The sequence below is a fragment of the Streptomyces sp. NBC_00887 genome (assembly GCF_045207585.1).
In genome coordinates this window covers 855,987-878,263 of sequence record NZ_CP108788.1, presented here as the reverse complement: position 1 = coordinate 878,263, position 22,277 = coordinate 855,987, and the positions used below count along the sequence as shown (strand labels likewise).

21 protein-coding genes and 2 pseudogenes are annotated in these 22,277 nt (G+C 68.5%); 8 read left to right on the top strand and 15 right to left on the bottom strand.

Annotated elements, in window-relative coordinates; all coding sequences use genetic code 11:
* Positions 1–32: 32 nt before the first annotated feature.
* Positions 33–1,433 (bottom strand): MFS transporter, encoded by a 1,401-nt coding sequence (locus OG844_RS04000; RefSeq protein ID WP_406388120.1) that lies wholly within the window; start codon positions 1,431–1,433, stop codon positions 33–35.
* 338 nt (positions 1,434–1,771) lie between these two features.
* Positions 1,772–2,229 (bottom strand): annotated as a pseudogene (locus tag OG844_RS03995) (YhjD/YihY/BrkB family envelope integrity protein); the annotation flags it as partial.
* A gap of 214 nt (positions 2,230–2,443) precedes the next feature.
* On the opposite strand from OG844_RS03995, the gene OG844_RS03990 reads away from it, so the two are divergent.
* From OG844_RS03990 to OG844_RS03980, 3 genes are all read left to right on the top strand, one after another.
* Positions 2,444–2,587, top strand: a complete 144-nt coding sequence (locus tag OG844_RS03990) for a hypothetical protein (protein ID WP_406388119.1) — start codon at positions 2,444–2,446, stop codon at positions 2,585–2,587.
* Positions 2,588–2,680: 93 nt separating this feature from the next.
* A complete protein-coding gene (locus tag OG844_RS03985; RefSeq protein WP_406388118.1) occupies positions 2,681–2,977 on the top strand; it encodes an STAS domain-containing protein in 297 nt (98 codons plus the stop codon).
* Positions 2,977–3,897 carry an anti-sigma factor RsbA family regulatory protein gene (locus OG844_RS03980; RefSeq protein ID WP_406388117.1) on the top strand — a complete coding sequence of 307 codons (921 nt, stop codon included), beginning with the start codon at positions 2,977–2,979 and terminating at the stop codon, positions 3,895–3,897. Before OG844_RS03985 ends, OG844_RS03980 begins: the two co-directional genes overlap by 1 nt.
* A gap of 264 nt (positions 3,898–4,161) precedes the next feature.
* Here OG844_RS03980 and OG844_RS03975 read toward each other — a convergent pair.
* A pseudogene (locus OG844_RS03975) lies at positions 4,162–4,212 on the bottom strand (hypothetical protein); the annotation flags it as partial.
* A 453-nt stretch (positions 4,213–4,665) separates the two neighbouring features.
* On the opposite strand from OG844_RS03975, the gene OG844_RS03970 reads away from it, so the two are divergent.
* Together OG844_RS03970 and OG844_RS03965 are read left to right on the top strand one after the other, a co-directional pair.
* Positions 4,666–6,177: a cryptochrome/photolyase family protein gene (locus tag OG844_RS03970; protein WP_406388116.1), complete on the top strand. Its 1,512-nt coding sequence runs from the start codon at positions 4,666–4,668 to the stop codon at positions 6,175–6,177.
* Between the two features lie 39 nt (positions 6,178–6,216).
* A complete protein-coding gene (locus OG844_RS03965) occupies positions 6,217–7,392 on the top strand; it encodes a spore photoproduct lyase family protein (protein ID WP_406388115.1) in 1,176 nt (391 codons plus the stop codon).
* 63 nt (positions 7,393–7,455) lie between these two features.
* Here OG844_RS03965 and OG844_RS03960 read toward each other — a convergent pair whose 3' ends face one another.
* The 7 genes from OG844_RS03960 to OG844_RS03930 all read right to left on the bottom strand — a co-directional run bounded on the left by OG844_RS03960 (position 7,456) and on the right by OG844_RS03930 (position 16,531).
* Positions 7,456–8,604 (bottom strand): FUSC family protein, encoded by a 1,149-nt coding sequence (locus OG844_RS03960; RefSeq protein WP_406388113.1) that lies wholly within the window; start codon positions 8,602–8,604, stop codon positions 7,456–7,458.
* Between the two features lie 261 nt (positions 8,605–8,865).
* Positions 8,866–9,954: a lytic polysaccharide monooxygenase gene (locus OG844_RS03955; RefSeq protein WP_406388111.1), complete on the bottom strand. Its 1,089-nt coding sequence runs from the start codon at positions 9,952–9,954 to the stop codon at positions 8,866–8,868.
* Between the two features lie 690 nt (positions 9,955–10,644).
* Positions 10,645–11,325, bottom strand: a complete 681-nt coding sequence (locus tag OG844_RS03950; protein WP_406388109.1) for a potassium-transporting ATPase subunit C — start codon at positions 11,323–11,325, stop codon at positions 10,645–10,647.
* Between the two features lie 6 nt (positions 11,326–11,331).
* On the bottom strand, positions 11,332–13,446 hold the full coding sequence (gene kdpB, locus OG844_RS03945; RefSeq protein ID WP_406388107.1) for a potassium-transporting ATPase subunit KdpB: 2,115 nt from the start codon (positions 13,444–13,446) through the stop codon (positions 11,332–11,334).
* Positions 13,443–15,107: a potassium-transporting ATPase subunit KdpA gene (gene kdpA / locus OG844_RS03940; protein WP_406388106.1), complete on the bottom strand. Its 1,665-nt coding sequence runs from the start codon at positions 15,105–15,107 to the stop codon at positions 13,443–13,445. Before kdpA ends, kdpB begins: the two co-directional genes overlap by 4 nt.
* Positions 15,108–15,115: 8 nt before the next feature.
* A complete protein-coding gene (kdpF, locus tag OG844_RS03935; RefSeq protein WP_010058599.1) occupies positions 15,116–15,205 on the bottom strand; it encodes a K(+)-transporting ATPase subunit F in 90 nt (29 codons plus the stop codon).
* A 429-nt stretch (positions 15,206–15,634) separates the two neighbouring features.
* Positions 15,635–16,531: a LysR family transcriptional regulator gene (locus tag OG844_RS03930; RefSeq protein WP_406388105.1), complete on the bottom strand. Its 897-nt coding sequence runs from the start codon at positions 16,529–16,531 to the stop codon at positions 15,635–15,637.
* 97 nt (positions 16,532–16,628) lie between these two features.
* Here OG844_RS03930 and OG844_RS03925 point away from each other — a divergent pair, with 97 nt between their 5' ends.
* The gene (locus tag OG844_RS03925; protein WP_406388104.1) at positions 16,629–16,994 is read left to right on the top strand and encodes a YybH family protein; all 366 of its coding nucleotides are present in this window, start codon (positions 16,629–16,631) and stop codon (positions 16,992–16,994) included.
* A gap of 1 nt (position 16,995) precedes the next feature.
* On the opposite strand, the gene OG844_RS03920 is transcribed toward OG844_RS03925, so the two are convergent.
* Both OG844_RS03920 and OG844_RS03915 read right to left on the bottom strand, forming a co-directional pair.
* The gene (locus tag OG844_RS03920; protein WP_406388103.1) at positions 16,996–17,787 is read right to left on the bottom strand and encodes an ABC transporter permease; all 792 of its coding nucleotides are present in this window, start codon (positions 17,785–17,787) and stop codon (positions 16,996–16,998) included.
* Positions 17,784–18,770, bottom strand: a complete 987-nt coding sequence (locus OG844_RS03915; protein WP_406388101.1) for an ATP-binding cassette domain-containing protein — start codon at positions 18,768–18,770, stop codon at positions 17,784–17,786. The genes OG844_RS03920 and OG844_RS03915 overlap by 4 nt, the downstream gene beginning before the upstream one ends.
* On the opposite strand from OG844_RS03915, the gene OG844_RS03910 reads away from it, so the two are divergent.
* Complete coding sequence (locus OG844_RS03910) at positions 18,769–19,143, top strand: hypothetical protein (RefSeq protein ID WP_406388100.1); 375 nt, start codon at positions 18,769–18,771, stop codon at positions 19,141–19,143. The two genes, OG844_RS03915 and OG844_RS03910, sit on opposite strands and share 2 nt — an antisense overlap.
* Here OG844_RS03910 and OG844_RS03905 read toward each other — a convergent pair.
* From OG844_RS03905 to OG844_RS03895, 3 genes are read right to left on the bottom strand one after another with little or no spacing between them, the layout of a single operon-like run.
* Positions 19,098–19,424, bottom strand: a complete 327-nt coding sequence (locus tag OG844_RS03905; protein WP_406388098.1) for a DUF1048 domain-containing protein — start codon at positions 19,422–19,424, stop codon at positions 19,098–19,100. The genes OG844_RS03910 and OG844_RS03905 overlap by 46 nt on opposite strands.
* Before the next feature lies 1 nt (position 19,425).
* Positions 19,426–19,782 carry a DUF1048 domain-containing protein gene (locus OG844_RS03900; protein WP_406388097.1) on the bottom strand — a complete coding sequence of 119 codons (357 nt, stop codon included), beginning with the start codon at positions 19,780–19,782 and terminating at the stop codon, positions 19,426–19,428.
* Complete coding sequence (locus tag OG844_RS03895) at positions 19,779–20,105, bottom strand: PadR family transcriptional regulator (RefSeq protein ID WP_406388095.1); 327 nt, start codon at positions 20,103–20,105, stop codon at positions 19,779–19,781. The genes OG844_RS03900 and OG844_RS03895 overlap by 4 nt, the downstream gene beginning before the upstream one ends.
* Positions 20,106–20,319: 214 nt before the next feature.
* Here OG844_RS03895 and OG844_RS03890 point away from each other — a divergent pair, with 214 nt between their 5' ends.
* On the top strand, positions 20,320–22,122 hold the full coding sequence (locus OG844_RS03890) for a cholesterol oxidase substrate-binding domain-containing protein (protein WP_406388094.1): 1,803 nt from the start codon (positions 20,320–20,322) through the stop codon (positions 22,120–22,122).
* The last annotated feature ends 155 nt before the right edge of the window (positions 22,123–22,277 follow it).

Here is a 22,277-nt window from a genome sequence, read left to right as displayed (position 1 = left end):
CAGGTGGTGGCCGGCCCCTCGGCGTGAACGGCTCAGGTGGTGCGGGAGTCGGCAGGCAGCGCGGTCCGGGCACCCGGGACGTCTCCGGCACCCTTTCCGGCATCCGCGTCGATGTCGCTGAGGTCCCTGTTCCGCGTCTCCTTGGCGCAGACGATCGCCAGTACCGTGATCAGCGCGGCCGCGATGACGTACAGGGAGATGGGCGTCGAACTGCCGAACTCCGCGAGCAGGGCCGTGGCGATGAGCGGCGCCGGCGCACCCGCGGCGACCGACGAGAACTGTGCTCCGATCGACGCACCCGAGTAGCGCATGCGCGTCGAGAACATCTCCGAGAAGAACGCCGCCTGGGGTGCGTACATCGCGCCGTGGAAGACCAGCCCCACGGTGACGGCGAGCAGCAGGCTCCCGAAGCTCCGGCTGTCGATCAGCGCGAAGAACGGGAACATCCACAGGCCCACGCCTGTCGCGCCGACCAGATAGACCGGCCTGCGTCCGATGCGGTCGGACAGCGCGCCCCAGGCCGGGATCACGGCGAAGTGCACGGCGGACGCGATGAGCACGGCGTTGAGCGCCGTCTGCTTGCTCAGGTCCGCGGACGTGGTCGCGTACACGAGGATGAACGCGGTGATCACGTAGTAGCTGATGTTCTCGGCCATCCGGGCGCCCATGGCGATGAGCACATCCCGCCAGTGATCACGGAGCACGGCGACGAGCGGCATCTTCTCGGCCGTCGCAGCCGCGGTCCTGCGCTGCTCGGCCTGGGCCAGGGCGGCCTTGAACACCGGTGATTCATCGACAGAGAGACGAATCCACAAGCCGAGAATCACGAGGACCCCGGAGAGCAGGAAGGGGATGCGCCAGCCCCACGCCTCGAAGGCGGAGTCGGACATCAGCGCGGTGAGCGCGGAGAGCACCCCGGTGGCGAGCAGCTGCCCCGCGGGTGCTCCGGTCTGGGGCCATGACGCCCAGAACCCCCGCCTCTTTGCATCACCGTGCTCCGAGACGAGCAGCACGGCCCCGCCCCATTCGCCGCCGAGGGCGAAGCCCTGCACCAGCCGCAGAACGGTGAGCAGGACGGGGGCGGCCAGACCGATGGTGGCGTGTGTGGGCAGGAGCCCGATGGCGAAGGTCGCGCCACCCATCAGCAAGAGGCTCAGCACCAGCAGCTTCTTGCGGCCCAGCCGGTCACCGTAATGCCCGAACACCAGGGCCCCGAGAGGCCGGGCGGCGAAACCGACCGCGTAGGTGAGGAAGGCGAGCAGGGTTCCGACGAGCGGTTCGGATCCGGGGAAGAACAGCTTGTTGAAGACCAGCGCGGCAGCCGATCCGTAAAGGAAGAAGTCGTACCACTCCACGGTGGTCCCGACGAGACTCGCCGCGACGACGCGGCGGAGGTTCGAGGGGGGTGGGGGAGCGGTTGCTGGGGCGGCCATGGATACCACTTCCGGACGGTTGGCGGGGACGTGTCTGTGTCGCCATACCGTAGGAAGGGGCAGGTCAGGGGCGTATGTGGCGGGACACCATAGTTCAGGTCGCGGGTGTGCGGGCGGGCGCTACGGGGAGGTGCTGCGGCCTGTTTCCGTCTTGTGAGAGTGGGACGGGACAGGGCAGTCCGAGTTGCACTGTCCAACACGGTCCGGGTTGCGGCGGCCGCAGCACTGGAACCAACAACGCGGGACGAAACGCAGGGCGGACGCCGACGACGGGACGATCGCGAGCTGGGCCGGGTCGGCCCACCCCGTCAGGATGCGGGCGCAGTCACGGGCTGTCGGGCCGCCCAGTACAGGATCACCAGCATGATGGTCACCAATACGACCAAGACGGGCCATTCTGTGATGGCCCAGACGGTCATGGCCGTGTCGCCGATTCCCAGCGCGGTGCCGAGCCGACGGGCGAGCCCGCCCGAGAGCACGACAATCAAGGCACTGACGCAGGCCAGCACCATCAGCACCGGAGTCAAGCCGACGCGGACCGGGAGCACCTTCCAGGCCGGGCGCCCCTCGGGCAGGTCGTGCACGGCGTTGGAGGTCCGGATGAACGCGGCCATGTAACCAGACGCAGACCACAAGGCTGCTGCGAGACCCACGATCGCCATCACCCAGCCGGTCCACTGCTGGACTGCAGCTGGGTCACCGCGTTCTCGAGGACGTCACGTGCCGCGCCCGTCTGCGTCGTTTCCGTGCCCGCGATGCCGAACCAGGAGACGAGAACCGGTAGAGCGGGGGAAAGGCAGTCCTCGCCGCCGAGGCAAGGACCAGGCTCGGCGGCATGACTCCGTACCTGACGTGTGGCCGGCAGCCCGTTGCCCCCGACCTGGCGGAACCGCCGGTCAAGCAGGCTTCACAGGAGATCATCGGTTACCACGCTGTGGAACCGAGGAGCCCGCTGTCTGCCGGCGCACAGCTGATCCCTACGGCCAGATGAAGTTCGGCTGGCGTGATCAGTGGGGACGCTGGCTGTCGCCGACCGCGATCGAGGTCCGCGCCTGGACGAAATCCTCCTGCTGGAGGCCGAGCCGGCCGCCGGGGAGCCCACGAAACTCCGCTACCGGATGCTGTGGGCCTGGAGCCTCGCAGTCGTGGGATGATGCCGCGGTACTGAGGTCTGTGGAGGTCACAGGGTGGACGACTCACACGGTGGGGATTCTCTGGCGGCATCGTCGCAGCCGAGGACAGCCGCGTTGGAGATCCGTTCCCTGACGGATCCACCGGGAGTGCACGCGTCCGGCGAGGTCACGCTGACCACCCGCGCTGCGTGGGAGCACGCTTTGGAGGGTTTGGTCGGCGGGAGCGGCGACGTCTATCTGGACCTGTCCTGCGTGACGTTCGTCGACGTCGCGGGCGCGTCTGCGGTGGCGGTTGCAGCCCAGCAGCTTGGCATAGGACGCCGTATGGTCCTCAAGGCGCCCCCGCGCCCGCTGCGGCGCGCATTGGAGCTGTTCTGGGCCGACCTGTCAGCGATCGAGGTGACGAAGTAATGGATGCGGCTGATTCGTTCGTCCACCCGGCGCTGTTCTACCGGGATGTCCAGGAGTACCTGGCCGGGACTGTGCCATTCATCCAGGACGGTCTCGCCGCGGGCGAGCCGGTGGCGGTGGCCGTCCCTGGCCCCAAACTCGCGCTGCTGCGTGCGGAACTCGGTGCGGACGCCGAGGCAGTGCGACTCATCGACATGAACGAGGCCGGGCGCAACCCAGGCCGGATCATTCCCAAGGTGCTGCGGGCCTTTGCCGACGCCCACCCCATCAGCCGGGTGCGCATCATCGGTGAACCGATCTGGCCAGGCCGTACTGCGGCCGAGTACCCGGCCTGCGTTCAGCACGAGGCGTTGATCAACGTTGCGTTCCGCGGCCGCGACGTGACCATCGTCTGCCCCTACGACGCCGTCCGGCTCGATGCCACGGTGCTCGCCGACGCGTACGCCACGCATCCCGTGATTGTCGACGCAGGACGTGAGGAACAAAGCCGCAGCTACGACCCCGACCTCATCGTCGCCACCTACAACCAGCCGCTGGCCCCTCCGTGGGACACCTTGGCCTACGTGTTCGATGCCGAGCTCCTCCCCTCCGCACGCGAGTTCGCGGTGGGGCGGGCCAGGCGTCTGGGGCTCGCGGGTGAGCGTTTGGACGACTTCGCCCTGGCCGTTGCCGAGCTGACCACCAACAGCGTCGTGCATGGTGGCGGGTCGGGCACCGTATGGGTCTGGTCGCAGGACGGTCAGGTTCTGTGCGAGGTGACAGACGCAGGGCAGCTGAGTGACCCGCTGGCAGGCCGTCGCCCGGCCGCGCGGGAGCAGCTCGGCGGCCGGGGTCTGCTGATGGTTCACTACCTCGCCGACCTGGTCCGCGTTCACACCAGCCCGGAAGGCACCGCGATCCGCTTCTACTTCGCGAACTGACAGCCGCGACCCTCCCGGCGAGCGGCGTGCGGCGTGCGGCGTGCGGCGTGCGGCGTGGACGGGGCGCCGGGGCCGAGCGCTCGCGGCACCTTGTGGATGGCAATGGGTGAACGCACCAACGGGGCGGCGGGGACGGCCAGGGTAAGGGTGAGGCCTGTAGGGCGGGGGTGAGGAGACCGGAGCGGGCCGTGAGGAGCGAGGGTCCTCCCCGGTGTACTCGTGAGCGAGGACGGTATTCAGATTGCCAAGGACGGTTACCCCATCGGGGTCGTAGGCGGCTGCGGCCCGCAGGGCATAGCGGGTCGGCGAGGTCACTGCGGCGGCCGCGATTCCCTTGCCGCACTCGTCATCGGGCAAGAACCCCCAGCGGCGCCGTCGAGCGGGAACAGATAGGAGAAGCCCCGCCACGTTCCCCGGAGAGGCGCGACGTTGTAGTGCGCCGCCGCCTCCAGGCCCGGCACCACGGCCGGGGCTGAGTGATGTTGACGGTGCCCAGGTTGTACCCGTCGTGGGCGGTGAGCGGGACCGCGGCGCAGAACTGAACGCCCAGCTCTCCCCGGAGGAGGCCCGCCTCACTCAGTCCAGCGAAGGGCACGACCGCGGGGTGGGCCGAGGTTCGGTCGGCAGTGCGGCCCTGCAGTTCGCATCCTGGAAAGGGCCTGTGTCGTTGATGCGAGGACCTTACCCGCGACTGAAACGAGACCCACGTGAGCAGCCCGATCGGCCTGTGCCCGGAAATCCTGGATGTTCGTCGAGGGAGCGCTCGGAATGGCTGAGGAAGAGTCCGGCGCCACCCATTGGCTGTTCGGCGATCAGCTCGGTCCCCATTTCGTCGATCCGGCGCGGGGCGGTCCGCAGCGGAACGCGCCGCTGCTCATGATCGAGGCCCGCAGCGTCTTCCGACGACGGCGGTTCCACCGTGCGAAGGCCCACCTGGTCCTCTCCGCGATGCGGCATCGAGCCGCCGAACTCGGCGACCGCGTGCGGTACGTCAAGGCGGACACATACCGTCAGGGTCTGCGCGAGGCGGTGGGGGACGGCCCGGTGACCGTGCACCATCCCACGTCCCACGCTGCCCACGCCTTCGTGCGCGCGCTGCCTTCCGTGAGCGTTCTGCCGGCGCGCGGTTTTCTCGTGACGCACGACGAATTCAGGGACTGGGCCGCCGGACGCGGCACGAAACACCTCCGGCAGGAGGACTTCTACCGGTGGGTCCGCCAGATGCACGACCTGCTGATGGAAGGCGACCGTCCCGTCGGCGGCCGGTGGAACCTGGACCACGACAACCGGCAGCCCCCGCCGCGCGGCGCCACCGATCTTGGCGTTCCGGCGGCCTATCGCCCCCGGGAGAGCGACATCGACACCGAGGTGCGGTCCGACCTCGACCGCTGGTCCCGTGACGGGGACGTCGAGTTCGTCGGTGAGGACGCGCCCCGCCTGTTCCCCGCCACCCGCCGGGAGGCGCTGGCCGCGCTCCGCCGCTTCGTGGACCACCGGCTCGCCACGTTCGGCGCGTATGAGGACGCGGTTCTCGCCGGGGACGCGACGATGAGCCACAGCCTGCTCTCCTCGTCGCTCAACCTCGGCCTGCTGGACCCTGCGGAATGCGTCGAACGGGCGGAGGCGCAATGGCGATCCGGCGATGTGCCACTCAACAGCGCCGAGGGATTCGTGAGACAGATCGCCGGATGGCGTGAGTTCGTCTGGCACGTCTACTGGCACTTCGGGACGCGATACCGGGCGAGCAACGCCTTGGGCCACCACGAGGGACTGCCTGACTGGTTCACGGAACTGTCCCCGGACGGCACGGAGGCGAACTGCCTCACCCACGTCCTGGAACAGGTCAGAACGACCGGCTGGACACACCACATCCCCCGCCTGATGATTCTGGGCAGCTTTGCCCTGCAACGGGGGTGGGAGCCCCGGGCGGTCACCGACTGGTTCCACCGCAGCTTCGTCGACGGCTACGACTGGGTCATGGTCCCGAACGTGGTGGGCATGTCGCAGTACGCGGACGGGGGCCGCATGACCACCAAGCCCTACACGTCCGGAGGCGCGTACATCGACCGCATGAGCGATTTCTGCGGACCCTGCCGGTACGAGCCGTCCGTAAGGGTCGGTGATGACGCCTGCCCCTTCACCGCCGGGTACTGGAACCTCCTGCACCGCCACCGCGACCGGTTCGAACGTAACGCACGGATGACCCAGGCGGTGCGGGGGCTGGACCGGCTCCGCGATCTCGACGCCCTGCTGGAACAGGAGCGTCACCGCCGCGACTGACACCCTTCGGCACGACCCACATGTGGAGAGGAGAGGAACGTGGATCAACCGCCGACAGGAGCCGCGCCGGGAGAGCCCGAGCAGCAAGCGCTCTTCGGGTGGTCGGACATCGCAGTGGAGCCGGCCGCGCACTCGGCTTTCCGGGACAGCCCGGAGGCCCGCCGAATGCTCGACGTGCGGGAGGTCTACGCGGAGCCGGCCGCACTCGACTCCCCACGCGGCCGACAGATCATGGCCCGGCTGCCGGGAGCGCGCGTGACCGAGGTCGCGAGCCACTGGCGCATCCCCTCCCTCCACGGCAACGAAGGCAACATCGCCCGCTGGGTCCGTATCAAGACCGAGACGCTCGTCCTCGGGATGAAGCGCACACTCCGGACCCGTCCCAACGGCCGGTCGGCCGACTGGATTGCCCCAGGCCCCTCCAACGGGTGCGCGATGGCCTGCGCCTACTGCTACGTACCCCGTCGCAAGGGCTACGCCAACCCCATCACGCTGTTCACCAACATCGAGGCGATCGTGGCCCACGTCCGCAGCCACGTACGGGCCCAGGGCCCCAAAAGGGAGCCCAACCAGTGTGACCCCCAGGCATGGGTCTACGACATCGGCGAGAACGGCGACTGCTCGGTCGACGCCCTGGTCTGCGACAACACAGCAGACCTCGTCGCCGCCTTCCGCGGCCTGCCGACGGCGAAGGCCTCCTTCGCAACCAAGTTCGTCAACCCCGATCTGCTCGCACTCGACCCTCAGGGGCGTACCCGAGTGCGCTTCTCGCTCATGCCGCCCGACGACGCCCGGCTGCTGGACATCCGGACCAGCCCGGTCACCCAGCGGATCGCCGCAGCTGCCGACTTCCTCGACGCCGGCTACGAGGTCCACTTCAACCTCTCGCCCGTCATCCTGCGCCCGGGATGGCAGCGGGACTGGGCCGACCTGCTTTCCCACCTCGACGACGTCCTGCCCGTCCGCGTGAAGCAACAGGCGGCGGCCGAGATCATCATGCTGACCCACAACCAGTCGCTCCACGAGGTCAACCTGGGCTGGCACCCTCGCGCCGAGGAAGTGCTGTGGCAGCCTGCCGCCCAGGAGACCAAGCGCTCGCAGAACGGAGCCATCAACGTCCGCTACACACAGGACATCAAACGGGAGTCACTGACGCACATCCAACAACTGATCGCCACGCACACACCGTGGCTGCGCGTCCGGTACGCCTTCTGAGCACGGGCCGGCCCAGAGCCTTCGGGAACTTCGGCTGGACGCAGGGGCGGTTTCCGGTGCCGCTCAGGGGCGTGGAGCCAGGTCCATGAGCAACTGGCGTGTCTCCAGCAAGAGTGCACCTCCGACGGCGGCCGCCGGTCCCTCCTGGTGCTGGAAGTTGTCGGCGAGAGCGCGATGTGTGACCCATGCCTTGTCGAACGCCCGCTCGCGGCGGCGATCGTCGGTGGCTGAGGCCGGATGCTCGGCCTCCTCGAGGCACATGCGGGCGGCCTGCTCCAGTACGTCCGACAGCTCGACGAGGAAGCAGGGAGGCGGCGTCGGGAGGCCCCTGCCGTCACCGCCGCTTTCGTTGAGGGTGCGTGCGACGGCGAGGATGCGGGTGCAGACCCGGCCCCACCGGACGTCCTCGGTGAAAGGTGGGGGCGGGGGTCCCGTCCGTCGCAGCCGTCCGCCCGGGTTCCAGCGCGCCCCCTCCGTGGCCCAGTGCCTGGCATCGGCCACGCCCTGGAGAGACAACGACAGACGGGACGCCTCGGTGTGCCAGTTCCCGGCCTTCTCCCATGCGTTGTCCTCGCGCAAGCCGTGCGCCATGGCGTCGAGCAGGTCTGCCGATCCGCGCGCGAGTCGGCGCAGGCGGTCGCGGACGCTGCGCAGATGGACTGGGGGCAGGACGAGGGCGTTGACCATGATGCCCACCACCGCGCCGATCAGCGTCTCCAGCAGCCGGTGACCGACGTTGGAAGCGCTCGACGATCCGTAGGTGATGACGAAAAGGGCCGTGCTCGCCCCGAGGATGCCCTGGCTCCCGAATCGGCGGTAGTTCCCGAGCAACGTCATGAACGGCAGGGTGAGCAGCATGGCGGCCATGGTCTGGTCATGCGTGACGGCCATGGCGGCCGACGCCCACACCGTGCCGAGGACGATGATGCCGAACTGCTGGCTGCCCGTGCGCAGCGATTGGTAAACGGTGCTGCTGACCAGGGCGACTGCCGTCCAGGGAGCCAGGAGTGCCATGGGAGCCTGGAGCCACCATCCGGTCAGGGCCCAGGCGATGATCGCCGCCGCGGCTGCTTTGAGGGATTGGACGAGGGTGTCCCGTTCGGGTCCGGACTCCTCGAACGCGCTATGGACGGACCGCCGGACCGCCGTCCACTCCCGTCCGGCCCACCGGCCGTTAGCCGACCAACGTGCTTTCCGTACCAACCCGTTCACTCCCCAAAAGGGTGGCCCTCGCCCGCTGAATGCACCGCCAACCTTCTGCCTCGGTGCCCCCGAGCGGTGAGGATATGCGTCGCATCCGGCTGAAGAGATTCGGGCTGGGCGCGCCGGAAGGCGAAAGACAGAGAGCTCGTCGAGCACGTCGGCGCAGCTGCGGCACAAATCGGGTCGATGCCGGTCATGCGTGCCGGGCCTGGGGACACGGCAGTGCCGGTTCCCGCAGGGTGCGGGAACCGGCACTGCTTCGTTCGGTGGCTACGGGTTGACGCAGCCGATCGAGCCGATCGGGAAGTTGTTGCCGGTCGATGTCGCCGTGAAGCCGAAGGTGACGCTGCCGTCCGGCGGGATGGTCCGGTTGTAGTCGAGGTTCTTGACCGTGAGCGTGCCGTCGGACCCCGTGGTCAGCGCACCGTTCCACACGCTGCTGACCTTGGCGCCCGTGCCGGGCGTCCACTTCACGGCCCAGCCGTCACGTGCTGTCGTGCCGTGGTTCATGACCTCGACAGAACCTTGGAAGCCGCCGCTCCAGGAGTTGGTCACGCTGTAGACGGCCATGCACCCGGAGTGCGGGTCCGTGGGTGTGGGGTCCGGGGTCGGAGTCGGCGTCGGAGTAGGAGTGCTGCCTGAGCCGCGGATGCCGGTCACTTCGCCGTTGCCGCCGTCGAAGACGATGTCGGAGCAGGAGAAGAAGTTCTCCTGGCTGTCCGAGCGAACCCACTGGATGAACATCACCGCGTCGCCCGAGCGGCCCGAGGGCAGGTTCAGGTCCCAGTAGTAGTGGCCGCCGTCCGCACCCGGCGAGCCGGTCTGCGGCGGGTTGGTGACGGTCTCGATCAGTTCCAGGTCGTCCCAGCCCAGTTCGGTGGTGGGCGAGTAGCCGGGCTTGGACAGGTACACCCGGAACGAACCCGGGTGCGCCGCCCAGTTGCTGTGCTTCACCTGGATCGTGTTCCCGGAGGTCAGGTGTGTCCGGGGCCAGTCACCGCGGGGGGCGTTGTATCCGGTGAAGTTGTACGGTGACCGGTCGCCGGCGCTGCACAGTTTTCCGTCCGGGACGTAACCGGCCCCTCGCCCACCCGCGTTGGAGTCGAGTACGGCGAACCAGTTGTACAGAGCGGTCGCACCGCTCTCGTTGAGCGCGGCCCTGCACGCCGCGTTGGTCGGGTCCAGGGCGCCGGTGCTGGTCTTGGCGTCCAGCATGCAGAGGTACGTACGCGACCCCGGCGTCATCGTCACGCCGTGCGCCTGCGCATTGCCCTGGCCGAACAGCGCCAGGGCTAACCCGCTGATGAGCGTCGCGAGCACCGTTGCCAGGGAGGCAAGTTGTTTCTTGCGTCGAGTCATGGTGTCTCCTGTGCCTGTGTGGGGATCGTCTTCCGGTCGGCTTGTCCCGTGCGGTCACCGTCCGGTGACGGAACCCTCGGGGGCGTGCGTGGATCAGGCGGACGGGGTGCCCGGACGAGCTCGGCGGCGAGACGTACGGGGATGGGGCCGGGGCGTCGGTGTCGGTAGGAATGGCCGGATGGGGGATGAGGGGATCGGAGCGCACGACGACCCGCGATGGGAGCGCTCCCATGCGCTGGTTTGTAGGGGACTGTAGGAGCGCTGCGTGTCCCTGACAACCCATCGCGGCGAAATGTGTCGCGCGGATTTCCGAAAAGGCAGGTCAGGGTGACAGGCGGATACGGCGGTTGTCTCGCGTCAATCCCCGGCTTGGGAGCGCTCCCGACCGGGACGCTGCCGCCGAGCGCCGACCCGCGCCGCGTCGAGGACGACAAGGGCGGTGGTCTGTCTCGGCGCAGAGGTGATCCGGGTGGTGGTCAGCACTCGCGGTGCCCGGTGAAAGAGACGGCGGAGACGCCAGGGCTTCTGAGGTGACGGTGCGGCAGAAGCGCGGCGTTCGCACTCGGAAGGGGGTGATGCGGGGACCTGTGACGCCCGAAACCGGACACCGGGATCCAGTGGAATGGCGGCCGTCCGGTGGGGTGCGGAGTCACCGCACCCCACCGGCTTCCGTTCCTCGCCTGAGGTCCGTCAGCCCTGGACCAGGTCCTGGAGCGCTGTGTTCAGTTCGAGTACGTTCACCCGGGGCTCGCCCATGAAGCCCAGGAGCCGGCCCGTCGTGTGATCGGCGACGAGGCCCTCGACCTCCTCGACGGGGAGGTCGTTCACCTCCGCGACCCGGTGGACCTGGAGCTTCGCGTACGCGGGGGAGATGTCCGGGTCCAGGCCGGAGCCTGAGGAGGTGACCGCGTCTGCCGGTACGTCAGCGGGCTCCACCTTGTACGAGGCCGTGGAGTTGTCCTTGACCACAGCCGCCTTGGCGTCCGTCACCCACGTGATCAGGTCCTCGTTGTCGCCGGAGCGGTTGGTGGCGCCGGAGAGGATCAGGGAGTACTGGGTGTTGACGCTGTTGGAGCCGAGGCCGTTGGAGGGGCGTGGCTGGAACCACTTCAGGTCCGGCCTGGCTGCCTCTTCGGCGTCGTTCGGGTCGTTCTTCGGGAGGTTGTAGGTCTGCCCGATGAGGGAGGAGCCGACGACCTGGCCGCTCTTGTCCTTGATCTCGGAGCCGTTGGCCTTGTTGTTGAAGAGGGTCTGGGCGATCCCGGTGACGGCCAGCGGGTAGATGACCCCGCACACCAGGGTGAGGACGAGGAGGGCCCTCAGCCCGGCCCCGAACAGGCGCACGGTGTTGCTGACGGAGGTGTTGGTCATGGCGGATCAGCCGATTCCGGGGATGAGGGAGATGAGCAGGTCGATGATCTTGATGCCGACGAACGGGGCGACCAGACCGCCGAGGCCGTAGATGCCCAGGTTGCGGCGCAGCATCCGGTCAGCACCGGCGGGCCGGTAGCGCACTCCCTTGAGGGCCAGCGGTACCAGAGCGACGATGATCAGAGCGTTGAAGATGACCGCGGACAGGATCGCCGACTCCGGCGAGGCCAGGCCCATGATGTTCAGCTTGTCCAGCGACGGGTACGCCACGGCGAACATGGCGGGGATGATCGCGAAGTACTTCGCGACGTCGTTGGCGATGGAGAACGTGGTGAGGGCGCCGCGGGTGATGAGGAGCTGCTTGCCGATCGCGACGATCTCGATGAGCTTGGTGGGGTTGGAGTCCAGGTCCACCATGTTCCCGGCCTCCTTGGCGGCCGAGGTACCGGTGTTCATCGCGACCCCGACGTCCGCCTGGGCGAGGGCCGGGGCGTCGTTCGTGCCGTCACCCGTCATGGCGACGAGCTTGCCGCCGGCCTGCTCCCGCTTGATGAGGGCCATCTTGTCCTCGGGCGTCGCCTCGGCCAGGAAGTCGTCGACCCCCGCCTCCCCGGCGATCGCCTTCGCGGTCAGCGGGTTGTCGCCGGTGATCATGACCGTACGGATGCCCATGCGGCGCAGCTCGTCGAACCGCTCGCGCATGCCCTCCTTCACCACGTCCTTGAGATGGATGACCCCGAGGATCCGCGGACCGCGAGCGTCTTCCACAGCCACCAGCAGCGGCGTGCCACCAGCCTGGGAAATCCCGTCCGTGAGTGCGTGCGCGTCCTCGGCGACAACCCCGCCCCGCTCCTTCACCCAGGCGACGACGGAGCCGGTCGCCCCCTTGCGGACCTTGCGCCCGTCCAGGTCGACGCCCGACATGCGGGTCTGCGCGGTGAACGCGACCCATTCGGCATCGGTCAGCTCGCCCTGGTCCCGTTCCCGCAGCCTGTACTTCTCCTTGGCCAGTACGACGATCGACCTGCCTTCGGGGGTTTCGTCGGCGAGCGAGGACAGCTGCGCGGCATCCGCGAGTTCGTCCTCCGTAACGCCTCCGACCGCCAGGAATTCGGCCGCCTGACGGTTGCCCAGGGTGATGGTCCCCGTCTTGTCGAGGAGCAGGGTCGACACGTCGCCCGCCGCTTCCACCGCGCGCCCCGACATGGCCAGGACGTTGCGCTGGACGAGGCGGTCCATTCCGGCGATGCCGATCGCGGAGAGCAGCGCACCGATGGTGGTCGGGATCAGACAGACCAGGAGCGCGGCGAGCACGATCATCGAGGTCTGGCCGTCGGCGCCCGCGTAGACGGCGAACGGCTTCAAGGTGACCACGGCCAGCAGGAAGACGATGGCGAGGGACGCCAGAAGGATGTTCAGGGCGATCTCGTTGGGGGTCTTCTGCCGGGCCGCGCCCTCCACCAGGCTGATCATGCGGTCGATGAATGTTTCGCCCGGCTTCGTCGTGATCCTGATGACAACGCGGTCGGACAACACCTTCGTACCGCCGGTCACCGCACTGCGGTCGCCGCCGGATTCGCGGATGACCGGGGCCGATTCTCCGGTGATCGCGGATTCGTCGACGGAGGCGACACCTTCCACGACATCGCCGTCGCCGGGGATGACATCTCCCGCCTCGCAGACCACCAGGTCACCGATGCGGAGCTCCGCGCCGGGCACCTGCTCCTCGCCCTTGCCGTCCGTGGTGAGGCGGCGGGCGACGGTGTCGGTCTTGGCCTTGCGCAGGGTGTCGGCCTGGGCCTTGCCCCGGCCCTCGGCCACCGCCTCTGCGAGGTTCGCGAAGACGGTGGTCAGCCAGAGCCAGCCGGCGATGGCCCAGCCGAACCAGTCGGTCGGGTCCAGCGCCGCCAGCACGGTGGTGACCACCGAGCCGACCAGGACGACGAACATGACGGGCGACTTGATCATCACGCGCGGGTCGAGCTTGCGCACCGCGTCCGGGAAGGACTTCAGCAGCTGCTTCGGGTCGAAGAGGCCGCTGCCGACGCGGTCGGTGACCGCGTGGTTGCCGGAGGGCGGCAGGTCTCCGTGCGGAGCGTGAGTGGGGGTGACGGTGCTCATGAGGCGAGCCCTTCGGCGAGCGGACCCAGCGCAAGGGCGGGGAAGTAAGTCAGACCGGTGATGATCAGGATGGTGCCGACGAGAAGACCCGCGTAGAGGGGCTTGTCGGTGCGCAGGGTGCCCGCGGTCTCGGGCACCGGCTTCTGCTCGGCCAGCGACCCGGCGAGGGCCAGGACGAAGACGATCGGGAGGAAGCGGCCGAGCAGCATCGCGATGCCGATGGTGCTGTTGAACCACGGGGTGTCCGCGTTCAGTCCCGCGAAGGCGGAGCCGTTGTTGTTCGCCCCGGAGGTGTAGGCGTACAGGATCTCGGAGAAGCCGTGCGCCCCGGAGTTCGTCATCGAGTTGCCCGGAGTGGGCAGAGCCATCGCCACGGCGGTGAAACCGAGCACGAGTGCCGGGGTGATGAGGATGTAGCAGGCCGCGAGCTTGATCTGGCGCGTGCCGATCTTCTTGCCCAGGTACTCCGGGGTCCGTCCGACCATGAGGCCCGCGATGAACACCGCGATGATCGCCATGATCAGCATGCCGTAGAGGCCGGATCCGACACCGCCGGGTGCGATCTCGCCCAACTGCATGCCCAGCATCGTGATGCCACCGCCGAAGCCGGTGAAGGAGGAGTGGAAGGAGTTCACCGCACCGGTCGAGGTCAGCGTGGTGGCAACCGCGAAGATCGAGGAGCCGGCGATCCCGAAGCGGGTCTCCTTGCCCTCCATCGCCCCGCCCGCGATGTCGAACGCAGGTCCGTGGTGGGCGAACTCGGTCCACATCATCAGCGCGGTGAAGCCGAGCCAGATGGTGGCCATCGTGCCGAGGATCGCGTATCCCTGCCTGAGCGAGCCGACCATGCGGCCGAAGGTGCGGGTCAGCGCGAACGGGATCAGCAGGATGAGGAAGATCTCGAACAGGTTGGAGAGCGGGTTCGGGTTCTCGAAGGGGTGGGCGGAGTTGGCGTTGAAGTAGCCGCCGCCGTTGGTGCCCAGCTCCTTGATGGCCTCCTGGGACGCGACCGCGCCACCGTTCCACTCCTGCGTGCCGCCCATGAACTGGCCGACCTCGTGGATGCCGGAGAAGTTCTGGATGGCACCGCAGGCGACCAGGACGAGCGCACCGATCACCGAGATCGGCACCAGGATGCGGACGGTGCCGCGCACCAGGTCGGCCCAGAAGTTGCCGAGCTCACCGGTACGTGCCCGTGCGAAGCCCCGGACGAGCGCCACCGCGACGGCCATGCCGACTGCGGCGGAGAGGAAGTTCTGCACCGCGAGGCCGCCGGTCTGCACGACGTGGCCCATGGCCTGCTCGCCGTAGTACGACTGCCAGTTGGTGTTGGCCACGAACGACGCGGCCGTGTTGAACGCCTGGTCCGGGTCGATGGAGGAGAAACCGAGGGAGCCGGGCAGCGAGCCCTGTACCCGTTGCATGAGGTACAGGAAGAGAACACTCACCGCCGAGAAGGCGAGCACGCCCCGTAGGTAGGCGGGCCACCTCATCTCGGCGGCTGGGTTGGCACCGATGGCCTTGTATATCCACTTCTCCGGCCGGTAGTGCTTCTCGGAGGAGTAGACCCTGGCCATGTAGTCGCCCAGCGGGCGGTACGCGAGCGAGAGGGCGGCGATCAGGGCGAGCAGCTGGAGCACACCAGCGGCCTGGGGACTCATGGCGGCGCTCAGAACCTCTCCGGGTAAAGAAGGGCGAGCACGAGGTATCCCAGCAGGGAGACGGCCACGACGAGGCCGACGATGTTCTCGGCGGTCACAGCTTGGTCACCCCCCGGGCGACGAGAGCCACCAGCGCGAACACCGCGACCGTGGTGACGACGAAGGCCAGGTCGGCCATCGTGAGCTCCTGATTGACGTGAGGAATGGAATCGGCCGTGCGGCCAAGATGAGGAAACCTCGGCTTCGGACCGGTGACAGACCGCCTTGACGGGGTCCATACGAGGACGGGGGCTCCCTTGACGCCGACCTGATGCGGTCGACCTCCACCGGCTACGGAGCGTCGTCCTCCGTTGCACGGCGGGACACCGGCCTGTGCTCAGGGTCGGAGCGGGGATGCCGATCGTGCGCTGCTCGTTGAATTGATCCACCGGCCCCGACACCCGTCGGCAGCCGAGCATTCGGGCGCACCGGCAGGCCGCGTACGGGTCCGGGCCGAAGGCCGAGGCGGTGAAGCCGCTGGTCGACCTTTACCGGTGCAGCCCCAGAAGGTCCGTGAACGCTTGTCGGCTGTGCACGAGCAGCTCGCGTACCGAGGGGTTGTGTGCGCTCTTCCAGATCAGGGCGAGCAACGCCGGTGTGTCGACGTCATCGATGGTGCGGGCGGTGAGCCGGTCGCGGTAGCCCGCGGCCATCGAGTTACTGAGGACGGCGACGCCGAGTCCGCGGGCGGCGAGGTCGGCGATGGCATCCGCGGCGCTGGCCTGCAGGGCGATCGAGGGCTGGAGGTTCTGTGCGGCGCAAGCCTGGTCGAATACCGCGCGTAGGCCGGTGCCTGGTGGCATGCACACGACGGGGTAGGCAATGAGGTCGCGCAGGGTGACCCGCCGCTGCTTCGCCAAGGGGTGCCCGGCCGGGACTGCTGCGACGAGCCGTTCACTGATGATGGTCAGGGCCTCCAGCCCGTCGGGGGTGGCTGCTGCGGCTCCGATGAGTGCCATGTCGACGGCGCCGGCGCGCACCCCGTCGACGAGCCGGTCGGAGCTCTCCTCCAGCAGCGAGATTTCCACACCGGGGTGCGCCTTGTGGAAGGCGGCGAGAGCGTCGAACAACGGGGTGACGGTGCAGCCGATGACCATTCCGACGGTGAGGCGACCCCGGATCAGCTCGGTCACCTCGTCCACTGCCCGGCCGACTGCCCCAGCTGAGACGAGTGCGGCACGGGCGTGTTCGAGCGCAGCTTTCCCCGCGACGGTGAGGGTGACGGTTCGGGCCGAACGGTCGAACAGCTCGGCACCGAGTTCCCGTTCGAGCCGGCGGATCTGGGCGCTGATGCCGGACTGACTGATGTGCACACGCTCGGCGGCACGGGTGAAGTTCTGCTCCTCGGCGACTGCGACGAGGTATTCCAGCTGCCTCAGTTCCATGACTGCAGATTCTAGTTTGCAGAAGATCCATCTGTTGGACTTCTGGTCGGCGGGCGACCAGGCTGAGAAACGCCGGAGCCTTACGAAGGAGGAACCCATGCCGGAGTACGAGAAGGCCATGCGGCCCGAGGACATCACCCGCTTGTTCGTCGAGCGATCCAACGCCGGTGACGCGGCCGGGGTTGCCGCGCTCTACGAGGAGGATGCGGTGATGGCTTACCCGCCCGGCGAGCTGACGGTGGGGCGGGATGCGATCCGCGCGCTGTGGGAGAAGGTGCTGGCCAACGGTCCCCGCTTCGAGCTGGAACGGCCTTTGCCGACGTTGATCAGCGGCAACATCGCTCTCACCTCGACCCCACCGAAGGACAGTGCCGGCGCGCGGGCGCAGGTCGTCAGGCGCCAGTCCGACGGAAGTTGGCTGCGCCTGCTCGACCAGCCCGAGTTTGTCCCACCCACCCCCTGAGCTACTTCGGGTCGCGGTTGAACTGCCCCGTCGACCAGCGGAATCCGAGCGCGATCAGGGCGACGCACCAGGCGATCGCGATCCAGCCGTTGTTGCCGATCTCCGTGCCGAGGAGAAGACCCCGGAGGGTTTCGATGGCCGGCGTGAAGGGCTGGTACTCAGCGATGGGCCGGAACCAGCCGGGCATGGTGTCGGCGGGGATGAAGGCGCTGGAGATGAGAGGGAGGAGGATCAGCGGCATGGCCATGTTGCTGGCCGCCTCGGGGTTGGGGCTTGCCAAGCCCATGCCGACCGCGATCCAGGTCAGCGCAAGGGCGAAGAGGACGACGAGCCCGAAAGCCGCCAGCCACTCCAGGGCGGTCGCGTCCGTGGAGCGGAAGCCGATGGCCACGCCGACGGCGCCGACGAGGACCACGCTCATGACGGATTGCAGCACGCTGCCGACGACGTGCCCGATGAGGACCGAAGGGCGGTAGACAGCCATCGTGCGGAAGCGGGCGATGAGGCCTTCGGTCATATCCATGGAGACGTACACCGCGGCCCCGATCACGGTGCTTCCGACGGTCATCAGCAGCAGGCCCGGGACGATGTAGGCGATGTAGTCGGAGCGGTCCGCGCCGCCGCCACCGATGCCCGCGCTCATCACATCGCCGAAGATGTAGACGAAGAGCAGCAGCATCATGATCGGCGTGAGCAGCAGGTTCAGGGTCGCTGACGGGTAGCGACGGGCGTGCAGCAGGTTGCGGCGCAGCATCGTGTTCGAGTCGCGGACGGCGAGGGACAGGGCGCTCATCGGACGGTCTCCTTGGGCTGGTGGGGGATGTCGGTGCCGCTGGTCAGGGCGAAGAAGACGTCGTCGAGGTCGGGGGTGTGGACGGTGAGTTCGTCCGCCTCGATGCCGGCCGAGTCCAGCCGGTCGAGAACCGAGCGCAGTTCGCGCTGGCTGCCGTCGCTGGGGATGGACAGCGACAGTGCCTCGTCGTCCCCGGTGACCTCGCGCAGGGCGTCAGCGGCGGACCGGTACGCGGCCGGGTCGTTGAAGCGGAGACGGACGTGCCCGCCCGGGACGAGCCGTTTGAGCTCCTCGGCGGTGCCCTCGGCGGCGATCTTGCCGTCGTTCAACACGGCGATGCGGTCGGCGAGTTCGTCGGCCTCCTCCAGGTACTGGGTGGTGAGGAAGACGGTTACGCCGTCGGCGACGAGGCCGCGGATGATGCCCCACATGTTGTGGCGGGAGCGCGGGTCGAGCCCTGTCGTCGGCTCGTCGAGGAAGATGATCCGCGGGCTGCCGACCAGCGTCATCGCCAGGTCCAGGCGGCGCTTCATGCCGCCGGAATAGGTCGAGGCGGGCTTCCTGGCGGCCTCCGTCAGGTCGAAGCGCTCCAGGAGTTCGACGGCGACCCGCCTCCCCTCGCTCTTGGGCAGGTGGTGCAGGTCCGCCATGAGGAGCATGTTCTCCTCGCCGGTGATCAGCCCGTCGACGGCGGAGAACTGCCCGGTGACACCGATCGCGGCACGAACCGCCTGCGGGTCGGCGGCCAGGTCGTGACCGCCGACGTGCAGGTCGCCGGCGTCGGCGGTGATGAGGGTGGAGAGGATTTTCACGGCGGTCGTCTTGCCGGCACCGTTCGGGCCGAGCAGGGCGAACACGGACCCGGCCGGAATATGCAGATCGATGCCGTCGAGGACGAGCTTTTCGCCGTACGACTTGCGGAGCCCGACGGCGGAGACGGCGGTGGGCGACGGGGGCCCGTCACCCTGACTGGATGTGGGCATGACAGATGAAGGCATGGTGAATTCCTTACCGGGGCTGAAGGCGCAGGGGGAGTGGGAGCTGTACGGAACTCGGATCGAGAGGGCTGCCCGTGACTGCGCGTCGGTCGTGCCGTCCTGGGGAATGGCGTCGGGCCGCCCCGCCGCGGAGACCTGCTCGCCTGCGGGCGTCGGCAGGACCGAGTCAGGTCTCGTCCGCCTGCTCGACCGCCTCGGCGGACAGGCGCGCGGCGGCTTCCGGTGGCCGGTCCGCCCGCGCCCGTCCGCGCTGCGCGGAGGCGGAGGGGCCGCGCCTGCGGGCTTCGCCTGCCGACTTGAGGTGACAGGGTGCTACTTCCCGGCGGTACCGGGTTTCCCGCTGATGGACTCCTGGTAGATGTCCGCGTAGGTGCGTGAGTCCTTGATCAAGTCGTCGCAGAAAGCGGCGACGTCGCTGCCGATCAGCTGCAGGACCCCCTTGCCCGTCGCGGCGCCCTCCTCGAAGAAGTCGACGATTCCGGGGAGCAGGGGCCCGTCGGGCAGGTCGATCGGGCCGACCTTGAACAGGTACCTCTGCATCTCCTTGTAGACGATCTGGTAGTCCGGCGGGAGCGCCTTGACCCGCGCCATGTGCGCCCGCCACTGCTTCTTGCCTTCGATGATGTCCTGGATGCCCACGTCAGCCTCCCAGCCGGCTCAGTTTCCTTGCGACGTTCCTGTTCAGCTGCTCGCGCCACCGGTCGCGATGGGTTCGAGCCCCTTCTCCGCCGGCGAGTGCCGTGCAGAAGCCCCGGATGTCGTCGCCGAGTACTTCGTGGACGCTCAGCCCGTCCGCCGCTGTGTCTTCGAGCAGCCCAAGGGTGGCGTCGAAGATCGGCATCAGGTTTCGGCCGGTGAAGTCCCCATGAAGGAAGAGGTGGGCGACGATCTGTTCCCACACCGCCCGGTAGTCGTCCGGCAGGGCTTCGGCCCGGGCTGCGAACGCCTTCCATTCCCTGGTGAGATCGCTGCCTGTGATCTTCTCCCAGAAGTTCATCTCCCGCCCTCCTTGAGCTTGTTGATGCGTGATGAGACGTACTGCCATTTCGCCCAGAACTTCGCGAGTTCCTCGAGTCCGGCATCGTTGAGCGCGTAGAACTTGCGCGGCGGACCGACCCCGGACGGTCGTTTCGTCACCTGGACGAGTCCGTTCCTCTCCAGCCGCAGCAGGATGGTGTACACCGTCCCCTCGATGACATCGGCGAAGCCGAGCTCGTTCAGCTGACGGGTGATGGCGTACCCATAGGTTTCCTCGCGGCCGATGATTTCGAGCACGCACCCTTCGAGCGTGCCCTTCAGCATCTCCGTCAGGTCGTCCATCGCGAGGCCTCCTCGGTTCTCTCGGTACTGCGTGCTACCGAGTACCACTATAACGTATCACCGAGTAGTGGGGGCCGGTAGTGGTCGGCGGACACGGACCGGACTCCGAATCGTGGACGGGTTCGAATCGCTGTCGTTTGGCCTTCCGGTGGGGGTTCTCGGCAGTTTTGCCGGGGAGCGTCGGCGACGCGCCGAAGCCCCATACATTCGGTTCATGTCTGATCACTCGGAGTTCCCCCCGCGTCCTGTCACCTCCTCCCGCCCCTCCGAGCCCTCCGGACTCTCCCGCCGTGGTGTTCTGCGGGCCGCGGCGGCTGCCGGCGCGTTGGGCATCCCGTTCGGTGCTGCCACGGCCGGGTCCTCCCCGGCCGCCGCGGCGACGGTCATCGTTCCGACGGCCGCACCCGAACTGCCCGCCGGTCTGGTGCCCTACCTCTCCCCGTACATCAACTGGGCCGGCGAGATCACCCACGGCGGGCTGTGGGCGTGCGCGCCCCGCACCGGGCAGGACCTCGCCGACCTCGCCAACTGGGCGCATGCCAACGGCTGGCGGCTACGTGCCCGGGGCAAGGCGCACAACTGGTCGCCCCTGACCATCACTTCGTCCACCGAGCGCGACGCGAAGGTCCTCCTGCTGGACACCACCGTCCATCTCACGCACATGGAACTCACGACCCCGCCCGCAGGCGCCCCCGGCGCGGTGCGCGCGCAGGCCGGGGCGACCCTCGAAACGCTGATGGCCTTCCTCGCCGACCACGGGCTGGGCGTCACCAACACTCCCGCGCCGGGGGAGTTGACCCTGGGCGGCACGCTGGCCATCGACGCCCACGGCACCAGCGTCCCCGCGGACGGCGAGTCCGCCCGCCCCGGCCACACCTACGGCAGCCTCAGCAACCTCGTCCTGTCCCTCACCGCCGTCGTCTGGGACGCGGAGCAGGATGCCTACGTCGTGAAGACCTTCCACCGAGGAACCGACGAGGAGTGCGAGGCGCTGGCCACCCACCTCGGGCGCGGCCTCATCGTGGAGGCAGAGATCCAGGCGGGCGAGGACATACCGCTGCGCTGCCGGAGCCGCGTCGACCTCACCGCCGACGAACTGTTCGCCGCCCCGGGCAGCGCCCTCGCCGCCCGGGGAAACACCTTCGCGGACTTCATGGCCGAGTCGGGGCGGGTGGAGACGATCTGGTTCGCCTTCACCGACCGGCCCTGGCTCAAGGTGTGGAGCCTCAGCCCTGAGCGCCCGGTCACTTCCAGGCCGGTGCACAGCCCGTACAACTACCCGTTCAGCGATGTCGTCCCGACCCCGGTCGCCCGGCTGGCCGGGCTTGTCGTCGGGGGCTCCTGGCATCTCGCGCCGCTGCTCGGCGCCGCGCAGTACACGGTGGCGGCGACCGGACTGACCGCCACCCTCGCGAAGGACCTGTGGGGCCCGTCGCACGCCCTCCAGTTCTACTTGCGCCCCACAACACTGCGTGAGACCGCGAACGGGTACGGGATCCTCACCCGCCGGGCAGACGTCCAGCGCGTCGTCTCCGAGTTCGCCGGCGACTACAAGCAAAGGCTGGCGGCCTGGGCCGCGGCGGGCAGATTCCCGATCAACGGGCAGGTGGAGATCAGGGTCAGCGGCCTCGACCAGCCCGATGACTCCGCCGCGCCGGGCGCACGCCCGCCGCTGCTCTCCGTCGTCCGCCCGCACCCGGACCACCCGGAGTACGACTGCGTGGTGTGGGTGGACGTGCTGACCCAGCCGACCTCACCCGGAGCCCACGAGTTCTACCGGGAACTGGAACGCTTCCTGATGAGCACCTTCGACGGCGACTACGCGCTGGCGCGCGTCGAGTGGTCCAAGGGCTGGGGCTATACGGACACGGCGGCCTGGGCGGACGAGCAGATCATCGGGTCCGCGGTGCCCGCTTCGTACGGCGCCGGGCAGTGGTCCGAAGCCGTCTCCGTCCTGGATCGGCTCGACCCTCACCGGGTCTTCGGCAACGGCTTCACGGATCGACTGGTGCGTTAGCCGCGGGCCCTTCACCGGGCACGGCGCCAAGGTCATGCCGACGTCGACGAACGTGTGTCGTGTCCCGCACCACCGACGCGCTGACGCTCGGCTCGCCGTACGTCACCTGAGGCAGCGGCTGACACCGGGCCCGGAGGACAGGGGCTGTTGCCCCG

What these genes read in the sequence shown, in the direction of transcription:
- OG844_RS04000 (WP_406388120.1), bottom strand. Translation starts at nt 1,433, where the DNA reads ATGGCCGCCCCAGCAACCGCTCCCCCACCCCCCTCGAACCTCCGCCGC.
- OG844_RS03980 (WP_406388117.1), top strand. Translation starts at nt 2,977, where the DNA reads ATGGATGCGGCTGATTCGTTCGTCCACCCGGCGCTGTTCTACCGGGAT.
- OG844_RS03970 (WP_406388116.1), top strand. Translation starts at nt 4,666, where the DNA reads ATGGCTGAGGAAGAGTCCGGCGCCACCCATTGGCTGTTCGGCGATCAG.
- OG844_RS03955 (WP_406388111.1), bottom strand. Translation starts at nt 9,954, where the DNA reads ATGACTCGACGCAAGAAACAACTTGCCTCCCTGGCAACGGTGCTCGCG.
- OG844_RS03950 (WP_406388109.1), bottom strand. Translation starts at nt 11,325, where the DNA reads ATGACCAACACCTCCGTCAGCAACACCGTGCGCCTGTTCGGGGCCGGG.
- kdpB (WP_406388107.1), bottom strand. Translation starts at nt 13,446, where the DNA reads ATGAGCACCGTCACCCCCACTCACGCTCCGCACGGAGACCTGCCGCCC.
- kdpA (WP_406388106.1), bottom strand. Translation starts at nt 15,107, where the DNA reads ATGAGTCCCCAGGCCGCTGGTGTGCTCCAGCTGCTCGCCCTGATCGCC.
- OG844_RS03930 (WP_406388105.1), bottom strand. Translation starts at nt 16,531, where the DNA reads ATGGAACTGAGGCAGCTGGAATACCTCGTCGCAGTCGCCGAGGAGCAG.
- OG844_RS03925 (WP_406388104.1), top strand. Translation starts at nt 16,629, where the DNA reads ATGCCGGAGTACGAGAAGGCCATGCGGCCCGAGGACATCACCCGCTTG.
- OG844_RS03920 (WP_406388103.1), bottom strand. Translation starts at nt 17,787, where the DNA reads ATGAGCGCCCTGTCCCTCGCCGTCCGCGACTCGAACACGATGCTGCGC.
- OG844_RS03910 (WP_406388100.1), top strand. Translation starts at nt 18,769, where the DNA reads ATGACAGATGAAGGCATGGTGAATTCCTTACCGGGGCTGAAGGCGCAG.
- OG844_RS03915 (WP_406388101.1), bottom strand. Translation starts at nt 18,770, where the DNA reads ATGCCCACATCCAGTCAGGGTGACGGGCCCCCGTCGCCCACCGCCGTC.
- OG844_RS03900 (WP_406388097.1), bottom strand. Translation starts at nt 19,782, where the DNA reads ATGAACTTCTGGGAGAAGATCACAGGCAGCGATCTCACCAGGGAATGG.
- OG844_RS03895 (WP_406388095.1), bottom strand. Translation starts at nt 20,105, where the DNA reads ATGGACGACCTGACGGAGATGCTGAAGGGCACGCTCGAAGGGTGCGTG.
- OG844_RS03890 (WP_406388094.1), top strand. Translation starts at nt 20,320, where the DNA reads ATGTCTGATCACTCGGAGTTCCCCCCGCGTCCTGTCACCTCCTCCCGC.